The 21613-nt window shown below is 69.9% G+C and carries 18 protein-coding genes and 2 pseudogenes; 9 read left to right on the forward strand and 11 right to left on the reverse strand.

What is annotated here, in order from left to right; all coding sequences use genetic code 11:
• Positions 1–82 precede the first annotated feature (82 nt).
• Both ACQPXS_RS38790 and ACQPXS_RS38795 read left to right on the forward strand, forming a co-directional pair.
• Positions 83–1528 carry an aldehyde dehydrogenase family protein gene (locus tag ACQPXS_RS38790; RefSeq protein ID WP_433454129.1) on the forward strand — a complete coding sequence of 482 codons (1446 nt, stop codon included), beginning with the start codon at positions 83–85 and terminating at the stop codon, positions 1526–1528.
• A gap of 184 nt (positions 1529–1712) precedes the next feature.
• Positions 1713–2921 (forward strand): annotated as a pseudogene (locus ACQPXS_RS38795) (IS3 family transposase).
• 175 nt (positions 2922–3096) lie between these two features.
• On the opposite strand, the gene ACQPXS_RS38800 reads toward ACQPXS_RS38795, so the two are convergent.
• On the reverse strand, positions 3097–3846 hold the full coding sequence (locus ACQPXS_RS38800) for a glucose 1-dehydrogenase (protein WP_433454131.1): 750 nt from the start codon (positions 3844–3846) through the stop codon (positions 3097–3099).
• A 394-nt stretch (positions 3847–4240) separates the two neighbouring features.
• Between ACQPXS_RS38800 and ACQPXS_RS38805 the strand changes: the two genes are divergently transcribed.
• Together ACQPXS_RS38805 and ACQPXS_RS38810 are read left to right on the forward strand one after the other, a co-directional pair.
• Entirely contained in the window at positions 4241–4828 is a 588-nt protein-coding gene (locus ACQPXS_RS38805; RefSeq protein WP_316768582.1) for a TetR/AcrR family transcriptional regulator, read from the forward strand.
• Positions 4829–5420: 592 nt separating this feature from the next.
• Entirely contained in the window at positions 5421–5864 is a 444-nt protein-coding gene (locus ACQPXS_RS38810) for a VOC family protein (protein WP_147474078.1), read from the forward strand.
• Between the two features lie 261 nt (positions 5865–6125).
• Here ACQPXS_RS38810 and ACQPXS_RS38815 read toward each other — a convergent pair whose 3' ends face one another.
• Positions 6126–6953 (reverse strand): alpha/beta fold hydrolase, encoded by an 828-nt coding sequence (locus ACQPXS_RS38815; RefSeq protein ID WP_030172753.1) that lies wholly within the window; start codon positions 6951–6953, stop codon positions 6126–6128.
• Positions 6954–7298: 345 nt separating this feature from the next.
• On the opposite strand from ACQPXS_RS38815, the gene ACQPXS_RS38820 reads away from it, so the two are divergent.
• Together ACQPXS_RS38820 and ACQPXS_RS38825 are read left to right on the forward strand one after the other, a co-directional pair.
• On the forward strand, positions 7299–8786 hold the full coding sequence (locus tag ACQPXS_RS38820) for an FAD-dependent monooxygenase (RefSeq protein ID WP_433454134.1): 1488 nt from the start codon (positions 7299–7301) through the stop codon (positions 8784–8786).
• Between the two features lie 13 nt (positions 8787–8799).
• Positions 8800–9634: pseudogene (locus tag ACQPXS_RS38825) on the forward strand (IS5 family transposase).
• A gap of 16 nt (positions 9635–9650) precedes the next feature.
• On the opposite strand, the gene pcaD reads toward ACQPXS_RS38825, so the two are convergent.
• From pcaD to ACQPXS_RS38860, 7 genes are read right to left on the reverse strand one after another with little or no spacing between them, the layout of a single operon-like run.
• On the reverse strand, positions 9651–10784 hold the full coding sequence (pcaD, locus tag ACQPXS_RS38830) for a 3-oxoadipate enol-lactonase (RefSeq protein WP_433454136.1): 1134 nt from the start codon (positions 10782–10784) through the stop codon (positions 9651–9653).
• Positions 10781–12121 (reverse strand): 3-carboxy-cis,cis-muconate cycloisomerase, encoded by a 1341-nt coding sequence (gene pcaB, locus ACQPXS_RS38835; protein ID WP_433454138.1) that lies wholly within the window; start codon positions 12119–12121, stop codon positions 10781–10783. Before pcaB ends, pcaD begins: the two co-directional genes overlap by 4 nt.
• Positions 12118–12720: a protocatechuate 3,4-dioxygenase subunit alpha gene (gene pcaG / locus ACQPXS_RS38840; protein WP_433454139.1), complete on the reverse strand. Its 603-nt coding sequence runs from the start codon at positions 12718–12720 to the stop codon at positions 12118–12120. Before pcaG ends, pcaB begins: the two co-directional genes overlap by 4 nt.
• Before the next feature lie 5 nt (positions 12721–12725).
• A complete protein-coding gene (gene pcaH / locus ACQPXS_RS38845) occupies positions 12726–13499 on the reverse strand; it encodes a protocatechuate 3,4-dioxygenase subunit beta (RefSeq protein WP_365322906.1) in 774 nt (257 codons plus the stop codon).
• A 16-nt stretch (positions 13500–13515) separates the two neighbouring features.
• On the reverse strand, positions 13516–14775 hold the full coding sequence (locus ACQPXS_RS38850) for a thiolase family protein (protein ID WP_433446828.1): 1260 nt from the start codon (positions 14773–14775) through the stop codon (positions 13516–13518).
• On the reverse strand, positions 14772–15416 hold the full coding sequence (locus tag ACQPXS_RS38855; RefSeq protein ID WP_433454141.1) for a CoA transferase subunit B: 645 nt from the start codon (positions 15414–15416) through the stop codon (positions 14772–14774). Before ACQPXS_RS38855 ends, ACQPXS_RS38850 begins: the two co-directional genes overlap by 4 nt.
• Positions 15416–16171, reverse strand: a complete 756-nt coding sequence (locus tag ACQPXS_RS38860) for a CoA transferase subunit A (protein WP_433454143.1) — start codon at positions 16169–16171, stop codon at positions 15416–15418. Before ACQPXS_RS38860 ends, ACQPXS_RS38855 begins: the two co-directional genes overlap by 1 nt.
• 182 nt (positions 16172–16353) lie before the next feature.
• Between ACQPXS_RS38860 and ACQPXS_RS38865 the strand changes: the two genes are divergently transcribed.
• Positions 16354–16818 carry a MarR family winged helix-turn-helix transcriptional regulator gene (locus tag ACQPXS_RS38865; protein ID WP_433454144.1) on the forward strand — a complete coding sequence of 155 codons (465 nt, stop codon included), beginning with the start codon at positions 16354–16356 and terminating at the stop codon, positions 16816–16818.
• Between the two features lie 43 nt (positions 16819–16861).
• Here the strand turns inward: ACQPXS_RS38865 and ACQPXS_RS38870 are convergent, their stop codons facing one another.
• Complete coding sequence (locus ACQPXS_RS38870) at positions 16862–17899, reverse strand: DUF3048 domain-containing protein (protein WP_433454146.1); 1038 nt, start codon at positions 17897–17899, stop codon at positions 16862–16864.
• A gap of 147 nt (positions 17900–18046) precedes the next feature.
• On the opposite strand from ACQPXS_RS38870, the gene ACQPXS_RS38875 reads away from it, so the two are divergent.
• A complete protein-coding gene (locus ACQPXS_RS38875) occupies positions 18047–19237 on the forward strand; it encodes a zinc-dependent alcohol dehydrogenase (RefSeq protein WP_433454148.1) in 1191 nt (396 codons plus the stop codon).
• Positions 19238–19264: 27 nt separating this feature from the next.
• Here ACQPXS_RS38875 and ACQPXS_RS38880 read toward each other — a convergent pair whose 3' ends face one another.
• Positions 19265–20341 (reverse strand): ATP-dependent DNA ligase, encoded by a 1077-nt coding sequence (locus tag ACQPXS_RS38880; protein WP_366488804.1) that lies wholly within the window; start codon positions 20339–20341, stop codon positions 19265–19267.
• A 74-nt stretch (positions 20342–20415) separates the two neighbouring features.
• Here ACQPXS_RS38880 and ligD point away from each other — a divergent pair, with 74 nt between their 5' ends.
• Positions 20416–21435: a non-homologous end-joining DNA ligase gene (gene ligD, locus ACQPXS_RS38885; RefSeq protein ID WP_433454150.1), complete on the forward strand. Its 1020-nt coding sequence runs from the start codon at positions 20416–20418 to the stop codon at positions 21433–21435.
• Positions 21436–21613: the final 178 nt, after the last annotated feature.

A 21613-nucleotide genomic window follows, 5' to 3' on the forward strand; every position in this document is an offset into this window, starting at 1 on the left:
CCGTCACCTCGGCGGTCCTACGGTGTAACGGTTGGCGGATGAACGTCAGCGCACCTTCAGACGTAAAGGGCCATGACCGGACATGATTTCCACCCGCGCTTTCTGGCTCGCCGGCCGTCCGGCCAGCGGTGAGACGACCTTGGCTGTTACCTCCCCCTGGACCGGTCAGCTCATCGGAGAGGTCAGTGTGCCCACCGATGAGCAGGTGGACGAGGCGGTGGCGGCGGCGTACGCCGTTCGCGATGAGTTCGCGGCTACTCCCGCATATGTTCGTGCCGCCGCGCTCGACCACGTGAGCAAGCGCCTTATGGAGCGCAGCGAGGAGATCGCGCAGCTCATCTCCGCGGAGAACGGAAAGCCGATCAAGTGGGCTCGCGTAGAGGTCGGCCGTGCGGTGTCCGTGTTCCGGTTCGCCGCGGAGGAAGCCCGCCGCTTCAATAGCGGTGAGGCTCAGCGGCTCGACACTGACGCCGGCGGCCAGGGCCGACTCGCGCTCACCCGCCGTTTCCCGAAGGGCGTTGTGCTGGGGATCACGCCGTTCAACTTCCCGCTGAACCAGTGTGCCCACAAAGTCGCCCCGGCTATCGCGGCCGGCGCCCCGATCATCCTGAAGCCGGCGCCCGATACTCCGCTCTCGGGTCTGATCATCGGTGACCTCCTTGCCGAGACCGAACTGCCGGCCGGTTCATGGAGCATCCTGCCGGTCGCCAATGACCGGATGCCGGGACTGGTGCAGGACGAGCGCCTGCCCGTTATCTCGTTCACCGGCTCCGAGAGGGTCGGGTACGCCATCATGGACTCCGTTCCCAGAAAGCACTGCACGTTGGAGCTGGGCGGGAACGGTGCTGCCGTGGTGTTGGCCGACTTTACGAGCGACGAGGATCTTGACCGGGCCGCCGCGCGCATCGCTACGTTCTCCAACTACCAGGGCGGACAGTCCTGTATCTCTGTGCAGCGTGTGATAGCTGACGCCGCGGTGTACGACCGGCTGTTGCCGCGTATCGTCGCAGCCGTCAAATCTCAGGTCACCGGGGACCCTTCGAATGACAGAACTGATGTGGGTCCGCTTGTCAGTGAGGACGCAGCGTGCCGCGTCGAGTCATGGGTCGACGAAGCCGTCGGTTCCGGTGCCACGCTGTATACGGGCGGCAAGCGGGAGGGCGCCTCGTACACGCCTACAGTCCTCGCGGATGTTCCAGCAGACACGACCCTGGCCTGCGAGGAGGTCTTCGGGCCAGTTCTGACGGTACTCAAGGTGTCCAGCGAGGCCGAGGCCTTCGCGGCCGTGAACGACTCCAAGTACGGGCTGCAGACGGGGGTGTTCACACGCAACCTGCAGGCTGCCTTCCGGGCACATCGGGCTCTGGAAGTCGGCGGAGTCGTGATCGGCGACGTGCCCTCCTATCGCGCCGACCAGATGCCCTACGGCGGGGTCAAGCAGTCTGGTGTCGGCCGCGAAGGAGTGAAGTTCGCCATGGCGGACTACACCTATGAGCGTGTGCTGGTCCTCACCGATCTTTCGTTGTAGTAGGGCGCCCACAGCCCTCCGGGAGCCGCGTCCTCGCCGCTGGTTCACGCCGGAGTTCAAGGCCGAGATCGTCGAGCTGTGCCAATGCGGTGACCGCTCGGTCGGCCAGGTCGCCAAGTCAGGCTGATCCTTTGGAGTGGACACCGCGACAGTGGATCTTGATGGTCCAGGGAGGGATGTCCAGGTGGGACGCAGGTCTCCGTATCCGGAGGAGTTCAGGAAGGACGCCGTCGCGCTGTACCGCGCCGCGGCCGTAAGCGGACGTACGGGGCGGTGGCCGCGGATCTCGGCATCACCGCCGAGTCGCTTCGGGCCTGGGTGCGCAAGGATGAGGCCCATGCCGCGCCCGAGGGCCGCGATGGCAGAGGGAACGCGGCGGAGGAGCTGGCCCCGCTGCGGGCGGAGAACGCCCGGCTGCTCAAGGCCGAGCAAGAGTGGCAGCTGGAACGCGAGATCCTGCGCAGGGCAGCGGCCTATTTCGCCCGAGAGGTGAAGTGAGCCCCCACCGCTGGGACTTCATCTCCGAGAACCGCGCCGGCTTCGGCGTGCGGCGGATCTGCCGGGTGCTCGGAGCGTCCCGCGCCGGCTACTGCCGTCATCTGGCCACCGAGCAGGCCCGCGCCGAGCGGCGGGTCGAGGAGAAGCGGGCCGTGAGCGAGATCCGCGCCATCCACGCCGAACACCAGGGGGCGTACGGGGCGCCGCGCGTCCATGCTGAACTGCGTGCGAGGGAACGGAAGATCAGCGCAAGCGCGTCACCCGGCTGATGCGGATCAACCACATCGTCGGCCGGCACCTACGCAAGAAGAAGCGGACGACGATCGCAGACAGGACCGCGCCGCCCGCGCCGGACCTGGGCATGCGCGACTTCACCGCGGACACGCTGAATACCATGCGGTGCGGCGACATCACTTACACAGCCGTCGCCTCGACGTGGCTCTATCTCGCCACAGTGATCGACATCTGCTCCAGGAAGGTGGTGGGCTGGTCGATCGCCGACCACATGCGCACCTCGCTGGTCACCGACGCGATCGAGATGGCCGTGGCCGCCCGCGGCGGCCGGGTTCGCGGCGTCGTTTTCCACACGGACAGAGGCGCCCAATACAGCGCGGCCGCCTTCGCCGATGTCTGCCGCCGGCATGGCATCCGCCGCGGCATGGGCCGGGTCGGCTCAAGCTATGACAATGCCCTCGCCGACTCGTTCTTCCAAGGCCTCAAGCGCGAGTTGCTCCACGGAAGGCACTGGACCTCAAAGGCACAGACTCGGCTGGAGCTGTTCCGCTGGCTGTCGTACTACAACCGGCGCCGTCGGCATTCCGCGCTCGGCTACCTCACACCAGCCGAGTTCGAACAGCAACTGACCACATCCCATACACCGTCACTCGTCGCATGAAACCCGGTGTCCACTCCCAGGGATCAACCTCGGATTCCGGATGCCATCGTTTGCGTACACACTGACGGGGCTGCGCCCGCCCGTTAGGTTCGGTGTGACTACCGGTGTGATCGCGACGCGGACAGGGCGACTGTCGTCTTCGCCGGGACAGGCACAGCGCATCCTCTTGCGGCGATCAGATCTGGTTGAGTCCGCCATCCACGAAAAGCTCGGATCCGGTGACGAAGCTGCTCTCATTGCTGGCGAGGAACAGTGCGGCAGCAGCGGCCTCGTCCGGCTGCCCCATGCGACCCAGCGGAATCTGGCTGGCGAAGGCGTCCCTCATCTGTGCGGCCTGGTCGGCGTCGGCAGCCAGGCCGGTGATGCCCGGGGTGACGATCGGGCCGGGGACGAGGGTGTTCACCCGGATCGCGCGGCCGCTTAGTTCGTTGGCCCAGGTGCGCGAGAAGGAACGGACCGCAGCCTTGGACGCGGCGTACACGCCAAAGGCGACGCCCCCTGAGGTCGCGGCAGTCGATCCGGTCAGGATCACCGAGGCGCCGTCGTTGAGCAGCGGAATGGCCTTCTGAACAGTGAAGAGCATTCCCCGTACGTTGATGTTGAAGGTGGCGTCGAAGTGCTCCTCGGTGACCTGCTCAAGAGCAGCGAACTCACCGCCGCCCGCGTTGGCGAACAGTACGTCGATGGGGCGGCCTCGCTCGGCGACAGCCGCGTAGAGGCGGTCGATGTCCGCGAGATCCGCGACGTCGCCCCTGACGGCGGTGGCTTCGCCGCCGATCTCGGCCAGCGCGGCGTCGAGGGCCTCCTGCCGGCGGCCGGTGATGAACACGTGGGCGCCTTCACGTGCGAATCGCTTGGCGGTGGCCAGTCCGATTCCGCTGTTGCCTCCGGTGATGACTGCCGTCTTCCCGTCAAGCTGTCCCATGATCGTTTACCCCTGTCCGGTGCGAACGCCAGAAGTCGTGCACCAAGTGTCACTGCAGTTTTAAGGCCCGAACCGGACGGCCCCGAGCCCAGTTATGGACTATACGGTAAAGAACCTTGTTATGGACCGCACGGACAAAAACGTGACCGCGGACACGCTGTCGAGGCGCGACAGGGTGGCCGGCGCAGGCCTGTCCGCGAGGGCGCCGGGAAAACCCCTGACGGAGAGCCATGCATTGCACCCCCCTATCGCCCGGCCTCACCCTGCACGGCGCCCCGCACGGCGGCGACGAAGGGGCCGCCCAGGTCCTCCCGCGTCACCACGAGCAGCCCGGGCCAGTGCTGCGCGCCCGACGATCTGGACCGCTAGGTCAAGAAGGGCGTATGCTCTTGTCATGGGACGACCGCGGAATTTCGATGACAACCAGGTACTGGAGTCTGCGCGCGAGCAGTTCTGGAATCAGGGATACGCGGCTACATCACTGCAGAACCTGACGGACGCCACCGGACTGGGCAAGGGAAGTCTCTACGGCGCCTTCGGCGACAAGCGGCAGCTGTTCTTGCACGTACTGGACGGCTACCGCGAGGAACAGCTGAACGGCGTCCGGGCGGTCCTCACCGGGCCCGGGACGCCCTTCGAACGCCTGACCCTGCTCGTTGAGGGGGTGGCCAAGGGATTCACGGAGGACCCGCAGCGCCGCGGCTGTCTTCTGGTCAACAGCACGTCCGAGCTGCACAGCAACGATCCGGATGTGGTCTCCCGGGCCCGGACCACCTATCAGGCGGTCGAAGATCTTCTGATCGCCTGCGTAAAGGAAGCCCAGGACGACGGGACGGTCGAACCGAGCGCGGACGCCCAGGAGCTCGGGCGACTGCTCCTCGCCGTCATGCAGGGCATCGAGTTTCTCGCCAAGACCGACATGGACGGCTCAGCTCTGCTGCAGATAGGCCAGGCCGCCCTCAAGCAGCTGTCCCGGCACTGACCATCCTGCGGGTCGGCATCGTCCACAGGTGATATGCCGACAAACAGCGATCCGGATGGGCCCGCCTGGGTCGGCACGCGAGCGTCCAGCTCATCTGCCCTCCGAACGTTCCCACGAGTGGCCCGGCCGCCCACCCCGGCACAGTTGGCGGCCCGCCCCTTTCGTCACGCCCTTGAGTGGGCCCTCTTCGGCCGTGCGGCTGCGCCTCACCGCGGGCCGGACGACGCTCTGGCAGCCGACGGCGCCGGACCGTTTCACACGAGCGCTGAGGGCGAGCTCTACGGATTCCCGCACAGGACCTTGTTCGCGGCTCTCTTTCGCATGCCGACGGCGCGGCGAGCGCTCAAATAGTGCATTGATCGACTGACTTCGCAAGGCACGTGAAGGAGACATACGTTCTTGACTGTGCGGTCCATAAACTCTACCTTTGAACTGCGACCCGCGGATTCGCTACTGCAAGGGGGCGTCGGGTCGGCGGTAGACAGGTACAGACTGTTCCGCTGCACGGCAGGGAAACGCCGGGCGGGACTGCGCGAGGATCTCGCGTGCCCCTCCGCAAACGACTGCACACCCTCAACGAAAAGTGATCACCATGACCACCCCTCCCCAGCCGCTCTTCACCTACAGCCTCCACAACGTGACGATTTCCGTCAGTGACCTCGACGCGTCGATCCAGTGGTGGAACCGGGTGTTCGGCCTCACCCTGCTGGCAAAGTCCCGCTTCGACGCCATCGGAGCGGACGTTGCCTTCTTGGAGGGGCCCGGTTTCCGGCTGGAGCTCCTTCAGCCCGCAAACGGTGTGCGGATCCCTGAACTGACGGCAGAGCCCCCCGCCCACATCCGCCCAATCGGCAACAAGGCCCTGGTCTTCCGTGTCGAGGACCTCGACAGCGTGACCCGCACCTTCCGTGATCTGGGGGTGACGACCGTCTGGGAGCAGATGGACCTCGGCGACGGCAGTATCTCGACCGCGATCCGTGACAACGACGGAAATCTCATCAACGTCTTCCAGCAAGGCGCAAGCCCGGTCGGCTGACACGGCGAACCGATCAACCTGGCCGCCGAGCCAGATTCAGCCGCTCCGGATGTAGTTGTCCGGGACATGGTTCGGGGGCGCCCGACCGCCGCCGCTGCCTAACGCAGGTGTGCGGCGGCCGACCGGCGAATGCCCTTTGCGCATGCGGCCGACGCGCGGTCTGTCAGGCGATGAGCCGGCGCTCCCGGGCGGCCGATTCACAGCGCCGATTCCCAGCAGTTCCAGCGGTAGTGCTGCCGTTCACCGGAGCGCGAGCCGCCGCTAACTCCGCGCGAACTCAAGCAGGTCTTTGTTGAAGATCTCGGCGTACTTGGGCACCATCGCAAGGCCATGAGGTGCGCCCTCGTAGACCTTGTACTGCGCGCCCTTGACGATCTTGGATGATTTGGCGCCCGCGGAGACGATGGGCACGATCTGGTCGTCGTCGCCATGCACGATCAATGTCGGCACATCGACCTTCTTCAGGTCCTCGGTCGTGTCCGTCTCGGAGAACGCCTTGATGCAGTCGTAGGCGCCCTTGATGCCGACTGTCATGCTCCAGAGCCAGAACTCGTCACGCGTTCCCTGGGAGACGGTCGAGCCCTCACGGTTGGCACCGTAGAACGGGGCACTGAGGTCCTTGTAGTACTGCGAGCGGTCCGTGAGCACACCCTGGCGGATCTCGTCGAACACCTCGATCGGCAGGCCCTCAGGGTTGGCTTCCGTCTTCAGCATCAGCGGCGGGATCGCGCCGAGCAGGACCAGCTTGGCGACCCGTGCCGTGCCGTGCCGGCCGATGTAGCGGGTGACTTCGCCGCCGCCGGTGGAGTGCCCGACCAGAATGACGTCGTGCAGATCCTCGGTTTCGATGACCGCGGCCAGGTCGTCGGCGTACGTGTCGAGGTTGTTGCCGTCCCAGGGCTGACCGGAGCGGCCGCCACCGCGCCGGTCGTGGGCGATGGCGCGGAATCCGTTGTCCACCATGAGCTTCATCTGGGGGTCCCAGGCGTCGGCGGTGAGCGGCCAGCCGTGGGAGAAGAGCACGGGCTGGCCCGAGCCCCAGTCCTTGTAGAAGATCTGCGTGCCGTCCTCGGCGGTGGCGAAGGGCATGGTTGCGCTCCTCTCGATGTCCGCTCGCGGGCCCCTTACGTCACGCCCTCCGGGGATGTGACGCGAAAGCGGCGCCGCATGAGGTCAACATAGTTGTCGGGCAGCGATTCAGCGCGTCTGGAACCACCGCCTCGGTACGAGTGGGACGGCCGTTGCCTGACAGGCGAGGAAGTGGTCTGTCTCGTACGGTGGTCCTTGCGGTCAGGAGAATTCACCGGTCACGCCACCCGAGTGAACTCCCGGGCACGGTCACCCACCCGCCCTGAGCATCACCACCGGTGGCGGGCGGCAGCCAGGTGATCACGGGTCGTTACTACTCGTTCTGTGACACGCGGAGGGCAGGACATGGGATCCGACGTTGAGGTGCTGGTCGTCGGTGCTGGTCCAGCGGGGTTGCTGCTCGCAGGTGACCTGGCCGAGGCCGGAGTGCGCTGCACCGTCGTGGAACGGCGAGAAGGGGAATCCCAGCTGACACGCGCATTCGCCGTTCACGCCCGAACGATGGAGCAACTGGACGCCCGCGGCCTGGCCGACGACCTGCTGCTGACCGGCCTCCGCAACCCGATCTTGCAATTTCTGCGGATCGATCTGTCGCACCTGCCGACCCGTTACCCCCACGTGCTCGTGACGCCCCAGTACAACACCGAGCGACTGCTCCTGTCCCGCGCCCTGACACACGGCGTGAACATCATGCGGGCCCACGAAGTGACTGGCGTCCAGCAAGACCCGAGCGGTGTCGACGTCACCGTGAAGACACCAGCCGGCACTGAACACAGCCTGCGCGCAGACTTCGTCGTCGGCGCAGACGGACGGAACAGCTGCGTGCGCCAGTCCCTCGGCCTCCCATTCCCCGGCCGCTCCGCCGTTCGCTCCATGATGCTCGCAGACGTCCGGATGGCTGATCCGCCGAAGAAGCCGCCCACCGTGGCAGCGACCGGAGACGCCTTCGCCATTGTCGTCCCGTTCGGCGACGGCTGGTTCAGGGTCATGGCCTGGAATCGCCACCACCCCATGCCCGACAACGCATCGGTCGATCTGGAAGAAATCAAAGACGTCGCCCGCCAGGCGCTCGGCAGCGACTTCGGCATGCACGACCCTCGCTGGCTCTCCAGATTCCACAGCGACGAACGCCAGTCACCCCGCTACCGAGTAGGCCGAGTATTCCTCGTCGGCGACGCCGCCCACGTCCATTCCCCGGCCGGCGGCATGGGCCTCAACACCAGCATCCAGGACTCCGCAAACCTGAGCTGGAAACTCGCAGCCGTTCAGCGTGGCCGCGCACCAGACACCCTGCTCGACACCTATCAGAACGAACGGCACCCGGTGGGACACCGGGTTCTGCGGATGAGCGGGGCACTGCTCCGCGGCGTCCTCACCACACCACGGGCATTGTGCGGCCTCCGTGACTTGTCAGCGCGTACGGTGCTGCAAACCCCACCAGTGGCCCGACGACTGGCCATGGCAATCTCGGGAATCGACATTTCCTACGCCGCCGCGGTCGGCGCGCATCCCCTTGTCGGGAAGCGGGCACCTGACGTCCCCCTCAGCGACGGACGCAGACTCTACGAAGCCCTCCGTAAGCGACGGTTCGTCCTTGTCACACCGTCCGACACGGAGCGCTTCCCCTCACTGATCACAGAGTGGGCCGGCGAGGTGGAGATCGTATCCCCGAAGGGCGCTACCAAAAAGAGTGTTCTGGTCAGACCAGACGCCTATATCGCATGGGCCATCTCGGACGAGTCACCTGAACATCGCATCGACGCGGCCCGTCAAGCATTGACCGAATGCTGCGGCACACAGGGCTCCAGCTCTGTAGCCCCTTCACCCGACTAGGGTCTGTCTTCAAATGATCTTGAGTGGCCATGAACTGTCCGATGCTGAATGGGAGTTCGTCCGGCCGTTGCTGCCCATGTCGTCGCGTGGGCGCAACCGGCTGGACGACCGCAGGGTCCTCAACGGGATCGTGTGGAAGTTCCGTACAGGCACGGCCTGGCGGGACGTGCCCGAGCGGTACGGGCCGTGGGCCACGCTGCACACCCGTTTTCGCCGGTGGGCGGCGGACGGCACGTTCGAGCGGATGCTCCGCGCCGCCCAGATCCGGGCGGACGCCGCCGGGGACATCGACTGGCTGGTGTCGGTCGACTCCACGATCGTCCGCGCCCACCAGCGTGCCGCCGGCGCCCGAAAAGGGGGCTCCGCAACCCGGCGCTCGGACGCTCCCGAGGCGGCCTGACCAGCAAGATTCACCTGGCCTGCGACGGCGCCGGCCGCCCGCTCGCCTTCACCGTCACGGGCGGCAACACCAACGACTGCACACAGTTCATCGCCGTGATGGAGCGATCCGGGTGCCCGAGATGGGTCCGGGACGGCCCCGGGTGCGACCCTCACACGTCCTGGGCGACTAGGCCTACAGCTCCAGGGCGATCCGAAGCCGGCTGCGTCGGCGCGGGATCAGCCGCACCATTCCCGAGCGAGCCGACCAGGTCCGCAACCGGTTGAACCGCGGCAGCCGTGGTGGACGGCCCCCGGCCTTCGATCGCGACGCCTACAAGCGGCGCGACGTGGTGGAACGGTGCTCCAACAAGCTGAAGCAGTGGCGCGGCATCGCCACCCGGTACGACAAGACCACCGAGTCCTACCAAGCAGCAGTCACCCTCGCAGCCCTGCTGATGTGGGCGTGACATTTCACGACAGAACCTAGGCCCGCCCCTCCTCCTCGTCCGCCTCGGCGAGGACCCGCTGGGCCGTCGCGAACGCGGAGTTGGCGGCCGGCACCCCGCAGTACACGGCGGTCTGCAGCAGCACCGCGCCTATCTCCTCGGGCGTCAGCCCGTTGCGGCGCGCCGCCCGGACGTGCATGGCCAGTTCGTCGTAGTGGCCGTGCGCGACCAGCGCGGTCAGCGTGATCATGCTGCGCTCGCGCCGGGACAGCGTCGGATCGGTCCAGATCTCGCCCCAGGCGTAGCGGGAGATGAAGTCCTGGAACCGGGCGGTGAACGGGGTCTGCCGGGCCTGCGCCCGGTCCACGTGCGCGTCGCCCAGCACCTCCCGGCGCACCGCCATGCCGCTCGCCCAGGGCCCGTCGAGCTGGGTGCGCAGCGCCGTCAGCACGGCCCGAGGGCACTCGGCGGGCGCCAGATGGGAGGCGCCGGGCAGCTCCACCAGCGTCGAGCCGGGCACCGCGTCGGCGATCTCCCGCAGATGCGCGGGCGGTGTCGCGGGATCCTGCTTGCCCGCCACGAGGAGTGTCGGTACGGCGATGTCGCCGAGCCGGTCGCGCAGGTCGAACGCGGCGAGCGCGTCGCAGCAGGCGGCGTACGCCTCCGGATCGGCCTCCCGGTGGTCCCGGACCAGCCCCGGCACGCTGAAGCCGGGGGTGAACCAGCGCGCGTCGGCGCTCTCCACCAGCCACTCCATGCCCTCGCCGCGCACCCGCTGAGCCCGCTCGCGCCAGGCCGTGGCGCCGCCGAAGTGGGCGGAGGAGCACAGCACGGCCAGCGAGGTCAGCCGGTCGGGGTGGTGCACGGCCAGGTGGAGGCCGACGGCGCCGCCGAGGGAGACGCCGGCATAGGCGAACCGGTCGATGCCGAGCGCGTCGGCGAGGGCCAGCACCAGCGCGGCCAGGTCGCCGACGGTCGCACCCGGCCCGATCAGCTCGGGCGCCGATCCGCCGTGGCCGGGCAGGTCCCAGCGCACCACGCGACGGGCGGCCGACAGCTCCGGCGCGACCGCGTCCCACAGGGCGTACGAGGTGCCGAGCGACGGCCCCAGCAGCAGCGGGGGCGCCGAGGCGGGGCCTTCTGCCCGGTGGTTGAGGAGTTTCTCGGTCAACGTCGCTCCAGGGCACGGTCGGTGAGGGCACCGGCGAAACCGGTGTAGCGGGTGGGATCGGTGAGGGCGGCCAGGTCCACGTCCTTCAACTCCGGCTCCTCGGCGAGTAGTTCACCGAGCGAGCGGCCCTCGGCGTGGGTGCGGCGGGCGAGGTCGGTGAGCAGCGCCTTGGCCCGGGCGCGGCCGAGCCGGGGCGCGAGGGCGGCGGACAGCCGCTCGGAGACGATCAGCCCGCCGGTGACGTGCAGGTTGCGGCGCATGACCTCGGCGTTCACGCGCAGGCCCTCGGCCAGCTCGGCCGCGTGGGAGGCCGAGCCGCCCGCCAGCCGGAGCAGGTCGCGCAGCGGCTCCCACTCGGCATGCCAGGCGCCGGCCGGCCGCTCGTCCTCGGCGGCGACGGAGCCGTACAGCGTGGCCGCGAGCTGAGGGGCACGCCGGGCGGCGGCCAGGAGGAGCGTGGAGTGCACGGGGTTCGCCTTGTGCGGCATGGCCGACGAACCGCCGCCGCTGCCCTCGCTCACCTCGCCGATCTCGGTGCGCGACAGCGTCAGTACATCCACGGCGAGCTTGCCCAGGGCGCCCGTGGTGAAGGCCAGGCACCCCGCCAGGTCGGCGATCGGCGTGCGCAGCGTGTGCCAGGGCAACGCCGGTGCGGCAAGACCTGCCTCGCGGGCGTACGCCGCCGTCAGCGCGGCTGCGTCCTGGGCGCCGTACGCCTGGAAGGCCGCCAGCGTACCGGCCGCGCCGCCGAGTTGGGCAGGGAGCGAGTCCCGTACCCGGGTGACGCGGTCCGTTGCGTCCAGGACCAGCGAGCGCCAGCCGGCCGCCTTCAGCCCGAACGTGGTCGGTACGGCGTGCTGGGTGAGCGTCCGTCCCGGCATCGCCGTGTCCCGGTGCTCGGCGGCGAGCCGGGCCAGCGCCCGCTCGGTGCGGCCCAGGTCGGCCAGGACCGGGCCGAGGGCGCGCACGGCGACCAGCATCGTCGCCGTGTCCATGATGTCCTGGCTGGTGGCGCCCCTGTGCACGTAGGGGCCGTACTGGTCGCCGACCTCCCTGGTCAGGTCGGCGACCAGCGGGATGACCGGGTTGCCGCCGGCCGGGGTCCGAGCCGCCAGGGAGCGGATGCCGAACCGGTCCGGCACGGCAGCCTCGGTCACCGCCGCCGCGGCCTCGGCCGGGGCGAGCCCCAGCGCGGCCTGCGCGCGGGTCAGCGCCGCCTCGGCGTCGAGCAGCGCCCGCAGATACGCGTGGTCACTGGTCGCGGACGCGGCGCCCGACTGCCCCCACTCGGGCGCGAGCAGGCCGGTGTCGGCGTACGGAGGGGACGCAGGTGTCACTGGAACTCCAGGAAGACCGTCTCGCCCTCGCCCTGAAGGCGGATGTCGAAACGGTAGGTGCCCGGGCCCTCCTCGGCGGCGATCAGTGTGTCGCGCCGGTCGCCCACCCGGGTGAGCAGCGGGTCGGCGGCGAGCGCCGCGGCGTCGTCAGGCAGGTAGACGCGGGTGAACAGGTGGACCAGCAGGCCGCGCGCGAAGACGCAGACGCTGAGGTACGGTGCGCTCTGCCCACGGGTGCCGGGGCGGAGCGTACGGGCGTACCAGTGGCCGTCGGCGTCGGTCTGGATGCGGCCCCAGCCGGTGAACTCCACGCCGTTGCGGCCGAGGTAGCCGCCGGTGGCCGGGTCGCGCCGGATGGAACCGTCGACCCGCGGCACCGTGCCGTCGGGGCGCGGCCCCCACAGTTCGACCAGGGCGTCCGGCAGCGGCTCGCCCTCGCCGTCGAGGACATAGCCGTGCACGGTGATCGTGTCCGGGTGGCCGAGCGGGGCGATCTCCTCGCCGCCGCGGAAGGGCAGGGCGTAGCCGTAGAACGGGCCGACCGTGTGGGACGGGGTGGGCAGCACCTGCTCCGGGCTGCTCGTGTCGATCTTCGTCATGGCGGTCAGCGTCCTTCCTCGATCCAGGTGGCGGCCGGGCCGTCCAGCACGATGTCCCAGTGGTAGCCGAGCGAGAACTCCGGCACCGACAGACCGTGGTCGTAGGTGGCGACCAGCCGCTGCCGGGCCGCGTCGTCCGTCACCGACTGCAGGATCGGGTCGTACGGGAACAGCGGGTCGTTCGGGAAGTACATCTGCGTCACCAGCCGCTGGGCGAACGCCGTGCCGAACACCGAGAAGTGGATGTGGGCCGGACGCCAGGCGTTCACATGGTTGCGCCACGGATAGGGGCCGGGCTGGATGGTGGTGAAGTGGTAGCGGCCCTCGGCGTCGGTGAGGGTGCGGCCGAAACCGGTGAAGTTCGGGTCGAGCGGTGCGTCGTGCTGTTCGCGCTGGTGGGCGTAGCGGCCGGCCGAGTTGGCCTGCCAGATCTCGACGAGCTGGCCGCGCACCGGGCGCCCGGCGCGGTCCAGCAGCCGCCCGGAGACGGTGATCCGCTCGCCTATCGGCTCGCCCCTGTGGTGCCGGGTGAGGTCGTTGTCGATCCCGGTGATGTCGCGCTCCCCGAAGGCGGGGGAGTGCAGCTCCACCAGTTCCGGGTCCTGGGCGGTGTCGATGGCGACCAGGGGCTGCTTGGGGTGGCGGAGCACCGAGGAGCGGTAGGGCGCGTAGTCGCGGCGCGGGTGGTGCTCGACGGGGGCGCCGTCGGCGACGCGCTTCTCGTACGCGGCGTGCTCGGTGGCGATTTCGAGGTCGATGTCGGCCTGGGTGAGAGTCATGGGACGTCCTAGGGGGTCAGCGTTCGAGGACGAGGGCGAGGCCCTGGCCCACGCCGATGCAGAGGGTGGCCACGCCGGTGCCGGTGCCGCGGCGGGCGAGCTGGTGGGCGACGGTGCCGGCGAGCCGGGCGCCGGAGGCGCCGAGCGGGTGGCCGAGCGCGATGGCGCCGCCCTGGGGGTTGAGGATCGCCGGGTCGAAGTCGGGCCATTCGGCGAGGCAGCCGAGGACCTGGGCGGCGAAGGCCTCGTTCAGCTCCAGCACCGACAGGTCGTCGAATCCCTTGCCGGCCTTGGCGAGCGCCCGGTTGACGGCCTCGACGGGGGCGAGGCCGAAGTAGTGCGGGTCGGTGGCGGAGACTCCGGTCGCGGAGATCCGGGCGAGCGGTTCGCGGCCGGTCGCCTTCAGGCCGGCCTCGTCGGCCAGCAGCAGGGCGGCGGCGCCGTCGTTGAGCGGGGAGGCGTTGCCGGCGGTGACCGTGCCTCCCCCAGCCTTCGGCCGGGGGGACCCCCATCTCGCTTCGCTCGCGGTGCGGAAGGACGGCTTCAGCTTCGCCATCGCGGTGAGGGAGGCGTCGGGGCGTACGCACTCGTCGGCGGCGAAGGGGACCGGCTCGCCCGTGCGCTGCGGGACGGGCACGGGCGTCACCTCGGCGTCGAACAGGTGCTGTTCCTGGGCTGCTGCGGCCTTGTGGTGGCTGTGCAGGGCGAACTCGTCCTGCTGCTCGCGGCTGATCTTGTGCTTGTCGGCGATCAGTTCGGCCGACTCCCCGAGCGGGATGGTCCATTGCGGGTTCATCGCCGGGTTGACCATGCGCCAGCCCAGGGTGGTGGAGTAGAGCTCGGCGTGGGCGGCCGGGAAGGGGCGGTCGTTCTTGGGCAGGACGTAGGGGGCGCGGGTCATGGACTCCACGCCGCCCGCGAGGGCGAGGTGCGCGTCGCCGACGGCGATGGCGCGGGCCGCCTGGACGACGGCCTCCAGGCCGGAGGCGCACAGCCGGTTGACGGTCACGCCCGGCACGCTGGTGGGCAGTCCGGCGAGGAGCGCGGCCATGCGGGCGACGTTGCGGTTCTCCTCGCCGGCGCCGTTGGCGTTGCCGACGTAGACGTCCTCGATCCGGGCCGGGTCCAGCGCTGGTGTGCGGGCGAGGAGGGCGCGGATCGCGTGGGCGGCGAGGTCGTCGGGGCGTACGGAGGCCAGGGCGCCGTTGTAACGCCCGATGGGGGTGCGGACGGCGTCGACGAGGTAAACGGTGTTGAGCCTGTTGACGACGTTCACAGCAGATTCTCCGGGATGGTGAGTTCGGCGTCGGTCCGGGCGACGACGTCGTCGACGGTGACGCCGGGGGCGGTCTCCACGAGGGCCAGGCCTGCCTCGGTGACGTCCAGCACCGCAAGGTCGGTGATGACTCGGTTCACACAGGACTTGCCGGTGAGCGGCAGCGTGCACTCCTTGAGGATCTTCGGGGATCCGTCCTTGGCGGTGTGGGTCATCACCACGATCACCTGACGGGCGCCGTGGACCAGGTCCATCGCGCCGCCGATCCCGGTGACCAGCTTGCCCGGCACCGCCCAGTTGGCCAGGTCGCCGCCCGCGGAGACCTGCATGGCGCCCAGCACGGCCACGTCGATGTGCCCGCCGCGGATCATCGCGAAGGACAGCGCCGAGTCGAAGAACGACGCGCCCGGCAGGACGGTGACGGTCTCCTTGCCCGCGTTGATCAGGTCCGGGTCGACCTGCTCCTCGGTCGGGTAGGGGCCGGTGCCCAGGATGCCGTTCTCCGACTCCAGGACGACCTCGACGCCCTCAGGGAGGTGGTTCGGGATCAGCGTGGGCAGGCCGATGCCCAGGTTGACGTACTGGCCGTCGCGCAGCTCCCGCGCCGCCCGCGCGGCGATCTCCTCGCGTGTCCAGGCCATCAGCTGCTCACCGTCCGCTGCTCGATCTTCTTGTCCGCCGCCTGCTGCGGGGTCAGGGCCAGCACCCGCTGCACGAAGACGCCGGGCAGGTGTACGGCGTCCGGGTCGATCTCGCCGGGTTCGACCAGCTCCTCCACCTCGGCGATCGTGACCTTCCCCGCCATGGCCGCGAGGGGGTTGAAGTTCCGGGAGGACTTGTTGAAGACCAGGTTTCCGTGCCGGTCGCCCTTCGCGGCCCGAACCAGCGCGAAGTCGGTGCGGATCGCGCGCTCCAGGACGTACTCCACGCCGTCGAAGACCCGCACCTCCTTCGGCGGCGAGGCCAGCGCGACACCGCCGGAGCCGTCGTAGCGCCAGGGCAGCCCGCCCTCGGCGACCTGGGTGCCGACCCCGGCCGGCGTGTAGAAGGCGGGAATGCCCGCGCCGCCCGCGCGCAGCCGCTCCGCCAGCGTGCCCTGCGGGATCAGCTCCACCTCCAGCTCACCGGCCAGGTACTGCCGTGCGAACTCCTTGTTGCCGCCGATGTAGGAGCCGGTCACCCGGCTGATGCGCCCGGCGGCCAGCAGCACCGCGAGTCCGGAGTCCATGGCCCCGCAGTTGTTGGAGACGACCGAGAGAGCGCCGACCCCGCGCTCGTACAGCGCCTGGATCAGCACGTTCGGCACACCGCTCAGCCCGAATCCGCCGACCGCGAGGGACGCGCCGTCCGGCACATCGGCCACCGCCTCCAGGGCCGTGGCGACCACCTTGTCCATCCGTGAAGCCTCATCTCTTCGCCATTAGTCAGCGCACTGAGTATTTCCGCGAGGTGTTCTCACACGCTGCCACCGGAGACGATGTCCGTCAAGGCATGGAGTATTTGCACTTCGCGTAGGAGACAGGAGGCCCGATCGCCGAGTATTGTTCAGTGCACCAACGAAGTGATCGGGGAGCGCACATGGCCGCGGTGGACCTCACCACCCATCCCGGGCACCTGGCCCGGCGGCTGCAGCAGGCGCACTACCTGCTGTGGAACACGATGGTCTCCGAGGAGATCACCTCGCCGCAGTTCGCGGTCATGAACGCGCTCGTCGCCGAGCCGGGCCTCGACCAGCGGACCGTGGGCGAGCGGGTGGGCCTGGACCGCTCGACCATCGCCGAGGTCATCAGCCGGCTCGGCCGTCGAGAGCTGCTGACCAAGGTGCGCGACCCCGAGGACGGCCGGCGTTTCCTGCTCCGGCTGACCGACGACGGCCTGCGCGTCCACCGCAAGCTGACCGTGCGTACCGCCCGGATGAACCAGGTCTTCCTGGCGCCGCTGTCCGCCCAGGAACAGACGGTGTTCTTCGACCTGATCCGCCGGGTCGCGGACGCGGCCGAGGGCCTGCGCAACCCGGCCGAGCCGCTGGCCACGCGGGGCTGACCGGTCGGGTACGGCGGTTCGCCGGCCGGTCCGCCACGGCGGTTCAGGGCGCCGGCGCGAACACCACCCACACCTGGCCGTCGGCGAAGTCCATCCGGCTGCCGTCCGCCGCCGTGAACGTGGTGCCGTCCGTCGCCGCCGGCCGTGACCAGGAGGCGTCGAAGGACCGGCCGTCGCGCAGCACCTGCGCCTTCCCCGAGCCGACCGTCTCGGTGTACGGCGTGTGGTTGCCGAGCACGTCGTGGTAGCGGGAGCTGCGGATCCTCACGTACTGCACGACGACCGTCGCCGGCGCCACCCGCGCGCCGTCCGTCGTCACCGTGGGCGTGCCGTCCATCGCGACCAGCCAGCGGTGCCGCTCGGCGGACCAGGTGAAGGTGAAGCGGGCGGCCGGGTAGCGGACCGTGCGCGAGGTGGTCGGGGTGCCGCCGGACGGGGCCGGGCCGTAGCGGAAACCGGTCGTCAGCGCCGCCTTGCCCGGAGCGGACGGCAGCAGCTTGGCGGGGTGCAGATAGAGGTTGTGCGGGGCGGCCTTGCCGGTGCCCCGGTAGTAGGCGGCGGGAGCCTCGTCGGGGGACTCCGCCCGCAGCGGCGCCTTGTCGATCAGCGGCAGCAGCTTGTGCTGGGCGCCGGAGAAGGCGAGCGTCGGCCGGTGGAACTGGCGCAGCAGCTCCAGATCGGACTCGCGGGCGCTGCGCACCGGTCCGACGGTCTGCGGGAGCCGGGTCGCGTACACCGCCATCAGCCGGCTCAGACCGCCCTCCACCTGCTCGGCGTACACCACGTCCGCCGCGTCGAGCCCGGTCTGCGGGCGGGCCGCGGACACGTTGTCGATCTTCACGGCGAGTGGGGAACCGGCCGCGGTGACCGAGGGCGTCGGAGTCGGAGCCTGCGACGTGGGTGTCGGCGTGTGCTGCGGCGCGCGGTCGTCCTGCCGGCCGTGGTGCGTGCAGCCGGCCGTGAGGGAGACGGTCAGCGAGGCCGCCAGCGCGGCCACCGTCAGCGTCGCGCGTCGTCTGCGCGCTCTGTGTCCTGTGCCCACCCTGACCACCCCCGTTTGTTTTTCCGATTGTGCGCTCATCGGGTCATCGCTGGCCATATCCGAACGCGTACGGTTCTGCGAGGTCCGTGGGCGTCCTGGGCTCCGTCGCGAGGGGTTCGGTGCTGATGGGCGCGGGTACCCGGGCGCCACCGCCAAACGCCCACGCGATCGAGGGAGCGGGATCCCATGAAGGCAGTCACCTGGCAGGGGCGGCGGGACGTCCGGGTCGAGGACGTGCCCGACCCACGGATCGAAGAGCCCACCGACGCCGTCATCCGCATCACGTCCACCGGGCTGTGCGGCTCGGACCTGCACCTGTACGAGGTGCTCACCCCGTTCATGACACCGGGCGACATCCTCGGCCACGAGCCGATGGGCATCGTCGAGGAGGTCGGCGCCGGAGTGCCGGATCTGAAGGCGGGGGACCGGGTCGTGGTGCCGTTCCAGATCGCCTGCGGCACCTGCTGGATGTGCCTGACCGGGCTGCCGACCCAGTGCGAGACCACCCAGGTCACCGGCGAGGGAATGGGCGCCGCCCTGTTCGGCTACACCCGCCTGTACGGTGCTGTGCCCGGCGCGCAGGCCGAGTACCTGCGGGTGCCGCAGGCGCAGTTCGGGCCGATGAAGGTGCCCGAGGGCCCGCCGGACGATCGCTTCGTCTATCTCTCCGACGTCCTGCCCACCGCCTGGCAGGCCGTCGAGTACGCGGCCGTCCCGCCCGGCGGCACCCTCGCCGTCCTCGGCCTCGGCCCGATCGGCGACATGGCCTGCCGGATCGCCAAGGCACGCGGCGCGGAGCGGGTGTTCGGCATCGACCTGGTGCCGGAACGGCTCGCGCGCGCCGGCCGGGACGGCGTGGAGACCTACGACCTGCGGGCCTTCGACGACGAGAAGGCGCTGGTCCACGCGATCCACGACGCGACCGGCGGCCGGGGCCCGGACGCCGTGATCGACGCCGTCGGCACCGAGGCCCACGGCAGCGCCGCCGCCAAGCTCGCACAGACGGCCACCGGGCTGCTGCCCCGCAAGATCAGCGCGCCCCTCGCGGAACGCTTCAGCGTCGACCGGCTCGCCGCCCTCCACATGGCGATCGACCTGGTACGGCGCGGCGGCACCATCTCGCTGAGCGGCGTGTACGGCGGCATGGCCGATCCGATGCCGATGCTCACCCTCTTCGACAAGCAGATCCAGCTGCGCATGGGCCAGGCCAACGTCCGCCGCTGGAGCGACCAGATCATGCCGTATCTGACCGACGAGGACCCGCTCGGCGTCGACGACTTCGCCACCCACCGGCTGCCGCTTTCCGAGGCACCGCACGCCTACGACATGTTCCAGCACAAGCAGGACGGCGCCATCAAGATCCTCATGCAGCCGTAGGGCTCCGCTCCGGGGCCCCTGCCCGGCTCAGCCCCGGTCCTTCTCGCCCAGGATCTCCGCGAGGTCGTAGCGCACCGGCTCCTCCAGCTGGGTGTAGGTGCAGCTCTCCGGCGTGCGGTCCGGACGCCAGCGGCGGAAGCGGGCGGTGTGCCGGAAGCGCTGCCCGTTCTCCATGTGGTCGTAGGCCACCTCGGCGACCCGCTCCGGCCGCAGCGGCACCCAGGACAGGTCCTTCTTGCCGGACCAGCGGCTCGGCGCGCCCGGCAGCCGAGCCGTCTCATGGGCGGCCTCGTCCGACCAGGCCGCCCACGGGTGCCCGGCCACGTCCTCCATCCGCAGCGGCTCCAGCTCCTCGACCAGTTCGGCCCGCTTCTTCATGGGGAAGGCGGCCGACACGCCCACGTGCTGGAGCTGCCCCCGGTCGTCGTACAGGCCGAGCAGCAGCGAGCCCACCACCGGGCCGGTCTTGTGGAACCGGTACCCGGCCACGACGACATCCGCCGTCCTCTCGTGCTTGACCTTGAACATGACCCGCTCGTCCTGCCGGTAGCGCAGATCGAGCGGTTTGGCGACCACTCCGTCGAGGCCGGCGCCCTCGTAGTGCTCGAACCACCGCTGCGCCACCTCGATGTCGGTCGTCGCGGGCGCCACGTGCACCGGCGGCGTCGCGTCGGCGAGCGCCTGCTCCAGCAGGGCCCTGCGGTCGGTCAGCGGGACGTCGAGCAGGGAGTGGTCGTCCAGGGCGAGCAGGTCGAAGGCGACGAAGGACGCCGGTGTCCTCTCCGCCAGCATCCGCACCCGGGAGTCGGCCGGATGGATCCGCTCGGTCAGCGCGTCGAAGTCCAGATGGCCCTCCCGCGCGATCACGATCTCCCCGTCCAGCACGCACCGCCCCGGCACCCGCTCCTTCAGCGCCGCCACCAGCTCGGGAAAATACCTGGTCAACGGCTTCCCGGTGCGGCTGCCCAACTCGACCTCGGCCCCGTCCCGGAACACGATCGAACGGAACCCGTCCCACTTCGCCTCGTAGTGCATCCCCGGCGGAATCTTCGCCACCGACTTGGCGAGCATGGGCTTCACAGGCGGCATGACGGGGAGATCCATGGATCCGATTCTGCTCGCACACGCCGCGTGCCGCCCGGTATGCGAGCCGTGCGGGGTGCGCCTACCGTGGCCGCATGGGTGATGCGGTGGAACTGGAGGTGGACGGCCGGACCGTACGGCTGTCCAGCCCGGGCAAGGTCTTTTTCCCCGAGCGGGGCTTCACCAAGCTGGACCTCGCGCGGTACTACGTCGCCGTCGGCCCCGGCATCCTGCGGGCGCTGCGCGACCGCCCCACCACCCTGGAGCGCTACCCGGACGGCGTGGGCGGCGAGTGGTTCTTCCAGAAACGGGCCCCGAAGGGCATGCCCGACTGGATCCCGACCGCCCACATCACCTTCCCCAGCGGCCGCAGCGCCGACGAGATGTGCCCCACGGAGCAGGCCGCCGTCGTGTGGGCCGCCCAGTACGGCACGCTCACCTTCCACCCCTGGCCGGTGCGCGCCACGGACGTCGACCACCCCGACGAGCTCCGCATCGACCTCGACCCGCAGCCCGGCACCGACTACGACGACGCGGCCCGCGCCGCCCAGGAACTGCGCGCCGTCCTCGACGAGTTCGGCGGCCTGCGCGGCTGGCCGAAGACCTCCGGCGGCCGGGGCCTGCATGTCTTCGTCCCGATCGAGCCACGCTGGACCTTCACCCAGGTGCGCCGCGCCGCGATCGCCGTCGGCCGGGAGATGGAACGCCGGATGCCCGACCACGTGACGATCAAGTGGTGGAAGGAGGAACGGGGCCGCCGTATTTTCCTGGACTACAACCAGACGGCCAGGGACCGCACCATCGCCTCCGCCTACTCCGTACGCCCCCAGCCGAACGCCACCGTCTCGGCCCCCCTGCGCTGGGCGGAGGTCGGCGTGGCCCACCCCGCCGACTTCGACCTCGCCACCATGCCGGCCCGGTTCGCCGAAGTCGGCGACGTGCACGCCGACATGGACGACCACGCCTACTCCCTGGACGCCCTGCTGGAGCTGGCCCGCCGCGACGAGCACGACCACGGCCTGGGCGATCTGCCGTACCCGCCGGAGTACCCGAAGATGCCCGGCGAACCCAAACGCGTCCAGCCGAGCCGGGCCCGGCGGGAGCAGACGTCCTGAGGCGTGCGAAGCAACGCCGTAGCGGATGTTCCCCCGGCGGAGGCGGTGCTGGAGTGGCGGCGGCGCGAGGACGACCGGCGCGCGTATCAGCGGGAGGGCCGGGGCCACCGAGGGGCCATCTCGGCCGGACAGGCGGCCGTGTGGGGACGCCGGGCCGGGCGCGACCCGTCCCGGGCCC

The sequence above is a fragment of the Streptomyces sp. CA-142005 genome (assembly GCF_050942335.1).
GTDB lineage: Bacteria > Actinomycetota > Actinomycetes > Streptomycetales > Streptomycetaceae > Streptomyces.